Origin of the sequence: Chromohalobacter sp. 296-RDG (assembly GCF_029889885.1) — a bacterium.
GTDB lineage: Bacteria > Pseudomonadota > Gammaproteobacteria > Pseudomonadales > Halomonadaceae > Chromohalobacter.
Genome location: NZ_JARANY010000065.1, coordinates 1 through 11,979, shown reverse-complemented (window position 1 = coordinate 11,979; position 11,979 = coordinate 1). Strand labels below are relative to the sequence as shown.

Genomic DNA, 11,979 nt, shown 5'->3' with positions numbered 1-11,979 from the left:
ACTTGATGGTCGATCTGGTCATCAATCACGTCTCGCGGGAATCGCTGTGGTTCGTCGACTACCTGGCCGGCACCCAGCCAGGACGCGACTATTTCATCGAGATGGACCCGAGCACCGACCTGTCGCAGGTCACACGGCCACGCAGCTCGCCACTGCTGGTGCCGGTTTCCACGCGCCGCGGGACACGCTATCTGTGGTCGACATTCTCCGAGGACCAGATCGATCTCAACTTCGCCAATCCCGATGTGCTCATCGAGTTCATCGGCATCATGCTCTACTACGTGGAACAGGGGGCACGCATCATCCGCCTCGACGCCATCGCCTATCTATGGAAGGAAGTCGGCACCTCGTGCATCCACCTGCCGGAAACCCATGCCGTAGTGCGGCTGCTGCGCGCCGTGCTCGACCACCTCGCCCCCGGCACACTGCTGATCACCGAAACCAACGTGCCACACCGCGAGAACATGAGCTACTTCGGCCTCGAGCGCCTCGACGACGCCACGTCGGATGCGCCCGCGCAGCCCGATGAAGCGCACATGATCTATCAGTTCACGTTGCCGCCACTGCTGGTGCATACGCTCACCAGCGGCGATGCCACGGCGCTGGAAGCCTGGGCACGCAGCCTTCCCGCGTTGCCGCCCGGCTGCACCTATTTCAACTTCACCGCCAGTCATGACGGGATCGGCGTGCGCGCGCTGGAAGGACTGCTGCCGCCCCACGAGATCGACGCCATGCTCGAACTCATGCATCGCTTCGGCGGGCATGTGAGCATGAAGGCCAACGCCGATGGCAAGGACACGCCTTACGAGGTCAACATCACCTACTTCGATGCGCTACGTGGTACACGTCGCGGCGCCGATCCCTGGCAGGTGGAACGTTTCCTGTGCAGCCAGCATTTGATGCTCGCGCTACAGGGCGTACCGGGCATCTATTTCCACTGCCTGACCGCTACGCTCAATGACCACGGGGGTGTCGAGCGCAGCGGACAATTGCGCACCATCAACCGCCGGCGCTGGGAGAAAGAAGCATTAGATGAGCTGCTCGATAGCCGCAACACCCCCACACGCGAGGTGTTCATGGCCTTGCGGCGGCGCCTCAGGCTGCGTGCCCAAGAGCCCTGTTTTCACCCCGAGGTCGAACAGCACATTCTCGATACTCCCCCCACACTCTTCGCTGTGCAGCGAGGACCATTGGCCAATGGACGCCGCCTGCTCGCGGTCTACAACGTCACCGACAAACGTCAGCCACTGCCCTTGCCCGATCTCGACGAAGACGGCTGGTACGACCTGCTTGCCGATGCTCCTTGGGATGCACAGGCCCCGCGTGAACTGCGTCCTTATCGCAGTCTGTGGCTAGTACAACGACCCGGTACACCCACCGCCTGATGCTTGCCGACACGACCGGCACTAGGTAGAGTAATTATCGGAGATGGCATTCCTCCTGTCGTCATCGGCGCCCAAAACCAAGCGCCCATCGCGACAAACCGCCTGGCCCCGGCGTTACACCGCCGATGCATTCCCGCCAGCGCTAATGATGCCTGCCAACGCACTCGAGGTGCGTCGTGCGCAGGTATCCGCGATTATCTCTTTTAGCCTCGCCACCGCGTACGTCCACCCCGATGATTGTTCTCAATTGCGAGGAATTGAACGCATGTGGTTTTCCATCGTGGCGATCGGCGCCGGTGCCGCGCTCGGTGCCAATCTACGCTGGCTGTTGGGGATATGGCTCAACGCCTTCTTCCCCTCGATCCCGCCCGGCACCCTGGCCGCCAACTGGCTGGGCGCCTGGCTGATCGGCGTGGCTATCGCCGTCTTCGCCCAACTACCGCACCTCTCCCCGGAGTGGCGTCTGTTCGTGGTGACCGGCTTTCTGGGGGCGCTGACGACCTTCTCGACCTTTTCCGCCGAGATGTTCACCAACCTCCAGGCCGGGCGTTACCTCATGGCATTGTCGGGCATCGCCGTGCACGTGCTTGGCTCTTTGGTCATGACCGGCGTAGGCATCGCCACCTTCGGCGTCATCAAACACCTCACGGGAGTCTTGAAATGAGCGGCCAGCACTATACGTGCGACCGGCATCGGCGCTTAATGCTCGGCTAATCCCGTAACGTTATGCTAGGCGCCATGTCACCACCCGAATGGACTCTCATGACTCACGATTCGCGTCGGCCAGCATGCCATTTTCGCTCCCTAAGCCACGGGCTCGCGGCCTGTCTGGCCGCGCTCATGCTCGTCTTCGCCACCCCGACCCTTGCCGAATCGCCGTTTGCCAGCCAAGACGATTTCCTTTCCGCCGAGCGAGCCTTCGCGTTGTCGGTATCACGCGATGACGATACGCTTATCGCCGAATGGGATATCGCCCCCGAGTACTATCTGTACCGGCATCGTTTCAGCGTGGAGACCGATGAAGGCCCGCTAGATGTCGACCTGCCGAAGGGCGAGACCATCGAGGATGACTATTTCGGCCGCTCGGAGGTCTATCATCATCAGGTGGCATTGCGTGCCGCGCTGGGCGATGCCGATCAGGTGACGCTGACTTGGCAAGGCTGCGCCGAAGCCGGGCTATGTTATCCGCCACAACACCGGACCTTCGATGCCGACACGCTCGCTCCCGTCGACGCGGCGAATGCCACAAACGGTACGGACAGCGCGAGCGACACTTCCGCTAAGGTCGCGGCCGCGACCGAGAACACGGCAAGCGAGAGAGACGCCTCTTCTTCCAGCGATCCCACTCCTTCGGATGGCACCTCTCAAGCCGACGATCAACGCCTCGCGGCCCAGCTCGCCGACGCTCAGTTCGGTTGGATGCTGCTGGCCTTCTTCGGCATGGGGGTGCTGTTGACCTTCACGCCCTGCGTGCTTCCCATGGTGCCGATTCTTTCCAGTCTGATCGTGGGCGCCACGCGCGACGGTCGGCCGCGCATGCGTGACGGCGCCGTGCTCTCGCTTGCCTACATATTGCCCATGGCCACGACCTACGCAGCACTAGGCGTCGCGGCGGCGCTGGCCGGCGCCAACCTGCAGATGCTCTTCCAGGCGCCCGCTTTCATCGTCAGCTTCGCCGTGCTCTTCGTACTGCTGGCTCTGGCGATGTTCGGCGTGTTCGAACTGACGCTGCCCCAAGGCCTGCGCACCCGGCTCGATGCGCGTCTGGAACGCCAACGCGGCGGGCGGCTCAAGGGCGCGGCCATCATGGGCGTGCTCTCGGCGTTGCTGGTCGGACCATGCATGACCGCGCCCCTGGCCGGCGCGTTGCTGTACATCGCCGAAAGCGGCAATGCCTGGCAAGGCGGCCTGGCACTCTGGGCCCTTGGGCTGGGCATGGGAGCGCCCTTGCTGGCGGTGGGACTACTGGGCTCGCGCGTTCTACCCCGCCCCGGGCCGTGGATGAACCGAGTCCGAGCGATATTCGGTTTCGTCTTGCTAGGCATGGCGGTGTGGTTCGCGGCACGCATCCTATCCCCTGCACTTGAGATGGCCGCCTGGGGCGCCCTGCTCATCGGCCTGGCCCAGGCCAGTTGGACGGCGGCACACGCACTGCGCGACGCACTGCGAGTACTAGGTCGCAGTCTGGCCATGCTCTTCGGCGTGTGGGGCATCCTGATGCTCGTCGGCGCAGCGGGTGGACAGCATGATCCGCTACAGCCGCTGGCAGGCTTCACTGGCGGCGGCACCCCCAATGCCTCCGAGACTTCCTCGCCGCTGCGCTTCGAGACGGTCGACGACCAAGACGCATTGAACGCGCGTCTCGAAGAAGCGTCGGCACAGCAACGTCGCACGCTAGTGGAATTTACAGCCGACTGGTGCATCAGTTGCGAGGTCATCGAGGAAGAAGTGTTCGGCGATGCACGCGTGCAAGCGGCACTGGAAGACGTTCAACTTCTGCGTATCGACGTAACCGACAACGACGCCGCCGACCAGGCCATCATGCAGTCCCTCGGCGTGGTCGGCCCCCCGACGCTGATGCTCTACGGCACTGATGGCCGCGAACGTCGAGGCAGCCGCATCGTGGGTGAAGTGAGCGCGGAAGCGTTCCTGGAGCGTCTTGAAGCCACGCAAGCAGACACGAAGGGCAGCGCATGACGGCCACCTGGTCGACACGCATTTCGGAGAACTCTCGAAAGCCACCCTGACACACGCCTTGTCACGCCTGACTTCACCACAGTAGGAGAACGCACATGTTCACGATGTTTCGCGGCTCACGCCTAGGGCTCGTCACTGCCCTCTCACTGGTCACTTTCTCCGCTTGGGCACAACCAGACGACCTTCCCGCGCCGGTCGAAGCGCTCGTCGATCAAGGATTGACGGTACATGAGCGCTTCGATGCACCCGATGGCCTCACCGGCTACGCTGCCAGCGCACAAGGCCAGCCGGTGGCGATCTATGTCACCCAAAACGGCCAGCACGCCATCGTCGGCAACCTCGTCGATACCGAGGGCAACAATCTCTCCAGCGAGCCGCTCGATGAGTTGGTCAAGGGGCCTCAAGACGATGCTTTATGGCAGCGCCTCGAGGACAGCCACTGGATCCTCGATGGCGATCGCGCCGCCCAGCGCACGGTGTATGTCTTCACCGATCCCAACTGCCCATACTGCAAACGCTTCTGGGAAGCCGCGCGTCCCTGGGTGGAGGCCGGCGACGTTCAGTTGCATCACATCATGATCGGTGTGCTCAAATCCGATAGCCCCGCCAAGGCCGCCACCCTGCTGGGCGCCGACGATCCCGCCGAGGCTTTCGCGGCACACAATCGCGGCGATGAAGCCGAGCCCTCCGCACAACCGGCAGACATCGAGCAGCAGGTCCAGGACAACAATACCCTCATGCGCTCGTTGGGCCTGCGTGGAACACCGGCGATCGTCTATCGCCGAGACGGCAAGCTGGAGGTCGCACAAGGAATGCCAGACGAAGAAAAAATGCGGGCAGTCATGGGTTCGCCACGCCCCTGATCATCCGAGTCAGAGGCGCCGCATATCAAACTTGCGGCAACATCAGGCATACCTCGAATCCGCCACACTGCGGACGGTAAAATTGCAGTTCGCCCCCGGCGCGTTCTGCAATCGCGGCAGTGATCGCTAGCCCCAGACCGCTGCCCGGAGTGGCCGAACGCCGCCAGAAGCGCTCAGTCACATGGGCAAGTGCCGCGTCGGGAACGCCTGGCCCTTGGTCGTGCACGCGTAGCTCGACCCATGTGGCGGCGCTCGCCTCATGCGTTGCTTGAGCCACGTTCAGTGTCACGGGCGTTTCGGCCGGGCCATGCTTGAGCGCGTTGTCGAGTATATTACGCAGCGCTGTGGCCGCCAGTTCCAACGGCACTCCCACGCGCGCATCCGGGAGTGTGGCCGGTACGTCGATACGAGCAGACGCTTGCGTATCGCGCACGGCACTGCGGACGATATCGGCCAGCGACGCACCGCCTGTCTCCTGCTGCGCTCTGGCTCCCTCGATACGTGCTAGGGCCAGCAATTGATCGAGTGTGGTGGCCAAGCGCGCGGCGCCCTGCTCAGCATGCGACACGGCCTCGAGAATCGTATCGCCCTCCACGCGTCGCGCGACCTGAAGATGCGTCTTGACGGCGGTCAACGGCGTACGTAATTCGTGGGCAGCGGCATCGGTGAAGCGCTGTTCGCGACGAATGGCCGCGCGCATGCGTGCCAGTAACTCGTTGAGCGTTGCGATCAGCGGACGCAGTTCGCGCGGTAGCCCGGTGTCCGCTACCGGCGAGAGATCGTCGTGGTGACGGCGACTCAGTGCCTCGCGCCACCTCTCGAGCGGCCGTAAGGCATGCCGAGTACCCCACCACAACACGCCTCCGCTGATCACCAGCGCCATCGCGAAGGGCACGACCACCACCGCCAGAATATCGCGCATCAGGCTACGTCGTTCCGTCACACGGTCGGCAGTGGTGATCGTCACGCCATCGCGTATCAGGGTATAGACACGCCAGTCCTCGCCTTCACGCCGGCGATACGCGTAACCCGGTTGACTCACGTCGAGTATCGCGGCCATGTCCGCATGCGTGCGTGCCAGCACCTCGCCCTGTGCAGACGTTACTTGGCAAGCGACGCCTTCGAGCGGCGCCACGATGGATGCTCGCTGTGTCTCGTCGGCCGCCCAGGTACCCTCAGGCAATCGCGCTATCAGGCCCGCGACCATGCTCGCCGACTGCGCGAGGCGGCGATCGAGGGTGCGTTCCACCTCGTCGTTGAGATCCCACCATAGCCAGGCCGCCGCCAGACTCCAGGTGACCGTCAACGTCACCCCCAGGATCGCCAGCAAGCGGGCCTTAAGACTCATTGCGAACAACCGATGATGCACCCGACCGTGCCAGGTCATCCTGTGTACCGAGACGATAGCCGAGGCCACGCACCGTATCGATCACCGCCGGCACCAATTTGCGCCGCAAGTGGTAGATATGGACGTTGAGTGCGTTGCTCTCTACCTCATCGTCGAGGCCATAGAGGCTATCGCGCAGTTGATCCGCACTCAGGACGCTGCCCGGTGATTGCAAGAAAGTTTCCAATAGCACCATTTCGCGCCTCGAAAGCGCCACCGGGCGACCCTCCCAGGTCACTTGGCGCGCCTGGGGATCGAAACACAGCGGTCCGTGCATCATGAGGGGATGCGCGCGGCCGCCCGCGCGCCGCAGCAACGCGTGTAGTCGCGCGACCAGCTCGTCGAGATCGAAGGGCTTGACGAGATAATCATCGGCGCCGGCCTTGAGTCCCGCTACTCGATCATGCACGGCATCCCACGCGGTCAGCACCAGCACCGGCAAGGTACGACCCGTCTCGCGCCATTCGTCGACCAGCGACAGGCCATCGCCGTCCTGAAGGCCGCGGTCGAGCACCACGATATCGCTGCTCAAGGTATGCAGCGCATGACGCGCCGCCGCCATTGTCGCCACGCGATCAACCGCCCAGCCATGGCTTTCCAGTCCCGCACGGATACCGGTGGCGACCAGTTCGTCGTCTTCGATGAGCAATACGTGCATGGAGGTTTCTTCGTTCAAGACTTCGGCTTGAGGCGCGAGGCCAGCCACCAGCCGACGATCATGGACACCAGCAGCGCCACCAACGGCTCACTCGCACCTCCGAGCGAGGCCACTGCGGGTCCGGGACAGTAACCGGACAATCCCCAGCCGATGCTGAAAAGCGCCGCACCGCCCAGCAGCCGCGAATCCAGGTCGCCTCGCGTGGGCAGTGTGAAGCATCCGGCAAACCACGGTGCATCACGACGCCAGACGAGACGATAGCCGATGAACGCGGTCACCACGGCGCCACCCAGGACGAATAACAGCGTCGGATCCCAGGCACCCGCCACGTCGAGGAAACCCAGCACCCGGGCAGGGTCGGTCATGCCACTGATAGCCAAGCCCAGCCCGAACAATAGTCCGGCGACATACCCCATGAACGTTTTCATGCACCGCCTCCTGCAAGATGTCGTGATACGAACACCGTCAACATGGCCATGCCCAGAAAGACCAACGTGGCCGCTGCCGAGCGTGGCGAAAGACGCGCCAGGCCACAGACACCATGGCCGCTGGTGCAACCGCTACCCAGACCGGTTCCCAAACCCACCAGGAATCCGGCCACCAGCATCAGCCCGACACCGCCGGCCGGCACACCAACCACCGCTTCGGCACGGCCTGCCACGTTACCGAGCCCGCCCCCGGCGAGCATGATCACCAGCGGCCCGCTCACCAGCCCCAGCAGAAACGCCAGACGCCAGGCGCTATCGCCCTTGGGCCGCTCCCAGATAAGTCCCGAGAGAATTCCACTGATGCCCGCAATACGTCCCAAGGACGCCATCAACCATACGGCCGAGAGGCCGATCATGACGCCCCCGACGAGCCCTTTGATCCATGTCAGCGTGTCCACGATAATCCTGTTCCCCTTGGTTGCATCCAAAAAACGCCTCTACGTCAACTCGCCTGATCGTGGGGTACATGCCGTGACGGCGACGATAGTGGTGCCGGCATGCGCCCGTGCAGCGCCACCCAGGCATCGTTGAGACTCAGGAATATCTGCCCGCTCAGTTCGCTACACAGCGCGGTGGTCCGCAAGCGATCCATCACCGGCCCTTTGACCTCGGCGAGATGCATACGAATGCCGCGCTCCACCAGACGCCGATTGAGGGTCTCGAGACTCTCCAGGGCCGTGGCATCGATAATGTTCACCGCCTGGCAAGCCAGCACCAGATCCTGCGGCGGTGAGGCACGCCCCACTACTTCGGTGACAAGATCCTCGAGATAGCGCACGTTGGCGAAATACAGGCTTTCGTCGATACGCAGTATCACCACACGTGTGTCAGTCTCCACAGCATGCCGATGCACGTTGCGAAAATGCTCGGTGCTCGGAATACGCCCCACCTCAGCGCTATGAGGGCGACTGGTGCGGTAGAGATGCAGCGCCAGCGACACGCCGACACCGGTGGAAATGCCCCACTCGACGCCGGCGCCCAGCGTCACCGCCGCCGTCACTAGCATGGCCACGCCTTCACTGTGGGAATAACGCATACCCGCACGAAGGCCTCGAGATCGACCAGCGACAATACGGCCACCACGATGGTGGCGGAGAGAACCGCCATGGGCAGGTCATGCAGCCAGGGCGAAAGCGCCATCATCGCCACCAGCACGCCCAAGGCGGTGAAGGCGCCAGCCGCCGGTGTTCTGGCCCCTGCGTCGAAGTTGATCACAGAGCGCGAGAAACCGCCGGTGACCGGCATGCCTCCCGTGCAACCCGCCGCCAGGTTGGCGCTGCCCAAGGCAACCAATTCTTGATCCGGGTCGAGACGCTCACCACGACGTACCGCAAGCGCCTGCCCCACCGATACCGATTCCACGTAGCCGACGATGCTGATCAGCAGCGCCGAACCCAGCAGCGTTTGCCACTGCCCCGGCGCCCAACTCGGCAAGGTCAGCGGCGGCATACCCACGGGAATCTCACCGATGACACTGACCGCACCGGCATTCCAACCCAGCTCCATCACGGCGAGACTCCCCGCTACAATGACGAAAATCGGCACCAGCTTGACCATCAATCCCGCCACGCCGGGCGACATGCCCATACGCTGCAGGCCCCCACGCCCCCAGTGGCGAAGCACCAGCAATACACCGAGCGCAGTTGCACCAATCGTCAGGGTCGGCATGCTGAGCGTTCCCACGGCGTCAGTCACACTTGCCAGCAAAGTGGGCAGCGTGGCGCCATCGATATCGGCCCCGGTCAGATGTTTGAGCTGGCTGGCGGCGATCAATACTCCCGAGGCGCTGACGAACCCCGTCATCACCGGATGGCTAAGGAAGTTAACCAGAAAACCCAGCCGCGCAATGCCCATGACGATCAGGATCGCGCCGGAGAGGACGGCCAATGTCAGTGCCGCACTCAGATACTCGCCGCTCCCGGGTGTCGCCACCCCCTCGAGTGCGCTGGCGGTCATCAGCGCCACCACTGCCATGGGGCCCACCGACAGCGTCGTGCTGGTGCCCAATAGCGTGTATATCAAAAGCGGAGCGAGGCTGGCGTATAACCCGACAACAGGAGGTAATCCCGCCAGCATGGCGTAGGCCAGTGCCTGAGGAATCAGCATCAGTGTCACGATCACTGCCGCCACACCGTCACCGGCCAAGGCATGGCGGTCATAGTCGCGTATCCAGGACAGGATCGGTAGCCAAGCGCACCACCGCGACACGTATTTCATGATCGACCTCTTCGCTCCTGGCACATCGTTCAGGTCCGCGAGCGGGGCTTGGCCAGCCACTCATGGCCTTTGAGCATCAGGTTCCAGTAGATGAAGGGAAGCTGCTGCGCCTTGATGTTCCAGCCGAGCTTGGTCGGGCGTGTGGGCGGGTTGATCCAGGACGGAAAGGTCGGCTGCAACTGGCCACCGTAACCGAACTCGGCCAGCACCACGCGACCGCGTTCGACCGTCAGGGGGCAGGCACCGTACCCCAGATAGCCGGAAGGCATCGGCTTGCCATCGAGCGCGGACAGCAGATTGTCCGCCACCACCGGCGCCTGTTTGCGTACGGCGGCGGCCGTCTTGGCGTTGCCGGTTCCGCTGGCATCGCCTAGACCAAAGACATCGCTGAAACGCGTGTGCTGCAGCGTCTCAGCATCGAGTTCCAGCCAGCCACCCTCATTGGCCAGTGGCGACTCACGCACTAGCCGCGGCGCGCGCTGCGGAGGCACGACGTGAAGCATGTCGAAATCGGTCTCGATCTCTTCGCTGCCATTCTCGCCCGTAACGTGAAAACGCGCTTTCTGGGCCGAACCGTCCACAGCGATGAGGTTCTGCTGGAATTGCTTGTGGATGCCATAACGCTGAACGTACTCGTCCAGCGCCGGCACGAAGTCCGAGACGCCGAACATCACACCGCCGGCATTATGGAAATGGACGTCGATGCCGTTCAGGACACCCTGCTTCTCCCACTCGTGACAGGAGAGATACATCGCCTTCTGTGGCGCCCCGGCGCACTTGATCGGCATCGGCGGCTGAGTGAAAAGTGCCTTGCCACCTCGCATTGCCTGAACCAGCGACCAGGTGTAGGGCGCCAGATCGAAACGGTAATTCGACGTCACGCCATTCTTGCCCAGCGTCTCCTCGAGACCGTCGATTGCCTGCCAATCGATCTCTAAGCCCGGGGCAACCACCAGTGCCCGGTAGCCGAGCGTCGAACCATTGCCCAACACGACCTGACGGGAATCCGGCAGCAACCGTTCCGCTGCTGTCTGGTGCCAGGTCACGAAGCTCGGCATCACCGAGTGCATCGAACGCCGGGTCTGCTCCGGGGTGAACACGCCACCGCCGACCAGCGTCCAGCCGGGCTGGTAGAAGTGATCCTGCGCGGGCTCGACAATGGCAATATCGAGACCGGAGCGACGCTTGTGCAGGCTCGCAGCGACCGCGATACCCCCCGCCCCGCCGCCGATAATGACAATGTCATGGCGTTTGTCGTTCACAACTTTAGATTCATTCGTGACTGACATGACTGGCTCCCATTGGTTGATTCGGCGCGGCTCGATACGACTTGGCGACCGCACTTACTCACTCCCACGCGGCCCCCTCCAGGGCGTCGAGCGGGAATTTTAAATAGCGCTTACCGTTGGCTTCCGACTCCGGCAGACGGCCGCCGAGAATATTGACCTGCAGCGCGTGCAGGATCAGTTTCGGCATCGGCAATTCGCTGTCGCGGCGGTTGCGCAGCTCGACGTACTCGGCTTCACTGCTGTCGTCAAGGCGATGCTTGTTGGTCTCGCGCTGCTCGCGCACGGTGCTTTCCCACTGCGGCTCGCGCCCGTCGGGCATGTAGTCGTGACCGGTGAACAGGCGCGTCTCGTCAGGCAGGGCCAGGATCGCCTGAATCGAATGCCATAGCTGATGAGCGCTTCCGCCGGGAAAGTCGGCACGGGCAGTACCGAAGTCGGGCTGAAACAGGGTGTCGTGAACGAAGGCGGCATCGCCGATCACGTAGGTGATCGAGGCCAGCGTATGGCCCGGCGAATGCATCACCCGGCAATCGATCTCGCCCAACGTGAAGGTATCCCCTTCGTCGAACAGATGATCCCATTGGCTACCGTCATCCTTCAGCTCCGACCAGTTGTAGATTTCCTTCCACAGCGCCTGCACCTGGGTCACCGGCCGGCCGATAGCGGTGGGCGCGCCGGTCTTGTCATGCAGATAGCGCGCAGCGGAAAAGTGATCCGCGTGCGGATGGGTATCCAAAATCCAATCGACGCCGAGCCCTTCGCGCTCGATATAGGCCAAAAGCTCATCGGCCTGGTGAGTCGCGGTGGCGCCGGACTTCTCATCAAAGTCGAGCACCGGATCGATGATCGCGCAACGGCGTGTGGCGGGATCGCTGACGACGTACTGAATGCTGAACGTGCGAGGATCGAAGAAGCCAGCGACATCCGGCTGGCCAGCGCCTTGGCCGCGTGATAAGGCAGAGGTTTTCATCTGGTCTGCTGTCGCCTCCATACAT

At 63.1% G+C, this 11,979-nt stretch carries 12 protein-coding genes and 1 riboswitch; of the genes, 4 read left to right on the top strand and 8 right to left on the bottom strand.

Annotation, left to right across the window (positions count from 1 at the left end):
* From OP495_RS14935 to dsbG, 4 genes are all read left to right on the top strand, one after another.
* On the top strand, positions 1-1,385 hold a 1,385-nt coding region (locus tag OP495_RS14935; protein ID WP_280570428.1), incomplete at its 5' end, for an alpha-amylase family glycosyl hydrolase.
* A 30-nt stretch (positions 1,386-1,415) separates the two neighbouring features.
* A riboswitch (Fluoride riboswitch) is annotated at positions 1,416-1,547 on the top strand.
* 103 nt (positions 1,548-1,650) lie between these two features.
* Positions 1,651-2,049: a fluoride efflux transporter CrcB gene (gene crcB / locus OP495_RS14930; protein WP_280570426.1), complete on the top strand. Its 399-nt coding sequence runs from the start codon at positions 1,651-1,653 to the stop codon at positions 2,047-2,049.
* Positions 2,050-2,225: 176 nt separating this feature from the next.
* Complete coding sequence (gene dsbD / locus OP495_RS14925) at positions 2,226-4,082, top strand: protein-disulfide reductase DsbD (protein WP_280570424.1); 1,857 nt, start codon at positions 2,226-2,228, stop codon at positions 4,080-4,082.
* A 95-nt stretch (positions 4,083-4,177) separates the two neighbouring features.
* A complete protein-coding gene (gene dsbG / locus OP495_RS14920; protein ID WP_280570422.1) occupies positions 4,178-4,945 on the top strand; it encodes a thiol:disulfide interchange protein DsbG in 768 nt (255 codons plus the stop codon).
* A 25-nt stretch (positions 4,946-4,970) separates the two neighbouring features.
* On the opposite strand, the gene OP495_RS14915 is transcribed toward dsbG, so the two are convergent.
* From OP495_RS14915 to OP495_RS14885, 8 genes are all read right to left on the bottom strand, one after another.
* Positions 4,971-6,293 (bottom strand): ATP-binding protein, encoded by a 1,323-nt coding sequence (locus OP495_RS14915; RefSeq protein ID WP_280570420.1) that lies wholly within the window; start codon positions 6,291-6,293, stop codon positions 4,971-4,973.
* Entirely contained in the window at positions 6,283-6,990 is a 708-nt protein-coding gene (locus OP495_RS14910) for a response regulator transcription factor (protein ID WP_280570419.1), read from the bottom strand. The genes OP495_RS14915 and OP495_RS14910 overlap by 11 nt, the downstream gene beginning before the upstream one ends.
* 14 nt (positions 6,991-7,004) lie before the next feature.
* A complete protein-coding gene (locus OP495_RS14905; RefSeq protein WP_280570417.1) occupies positions 7,005-7,418 on the bottom strand; it encodes a DUF6691 family protein in 414 nt (137 codons plus the stop codon).
* Positions 7,415-7,834 (bottom strand): YeeE/YedE family protein, encoded by a 420-nt coding sequence (locus OP495_RS14900; protein ID WP_280563375.1) that lies wholly within the window; start codon positions 7,832-7,834, stop codon positions 7,415-7,417. The genes OP495_RS14905 and OP495_RS14900 overlap by 4 nt, the downstream gene beginning before the upstream one ends.
* A gap of 86 nt (positions 7,835-7,920) precedes the next feature.
* On the bottom strand, positions 7,921-8,514 hold the full coding sequence (locus OP495_RS18820) for an STAS domain-containing protein (RefSeq protein WP_348521320.1): 594 nt from the start codon (positions 8,512-8,514) through the stop codon (positions 7,921-7,923).
* Positions 8,478-9,695 (bottom strand): SulP family inorganic anion transporter, encoded by a 1,218-nt coding sequence (locus tag OP495_RS14895; RefSeq protein WP_348521319.1) that lies wholly within the window; start codon positions 9,693-9,695, stop codon positions 8,478-8,480. Before OP495_RS14895 ends, OP495_RS18820 begins: the two co-directional genes overlap by 37 nt.
* A gap of 29 nt (positions 9,696-9,724) precedes the next feature.
* Complete coding sequence (locus OP495_RS14890) at positions 9,725-10,984, bottom strand: FAD/NAD(P)-binding oxidoreductase (RefSeq protein WP_280570415.1); 1,260 nt, start codon at positions 10,982-10,984, stop codon at positions 9,725-9,727.
* A 58-nt stretch (positions 10,985-11,042) separates the two neighbouring features.
* A complete protein-coding gene (locus tag OP495_RS14885) occupies positions 11,043-11,954 on the bottom strand; it encodes an MBL fold metallo-hydrolase (RefSeq protein WP_280563173.1) in 912 nt (303 codons plus the stop codon).
* Between the last annotated feature and the right edge of the window lie 25 nt (positions 11,955-11,979).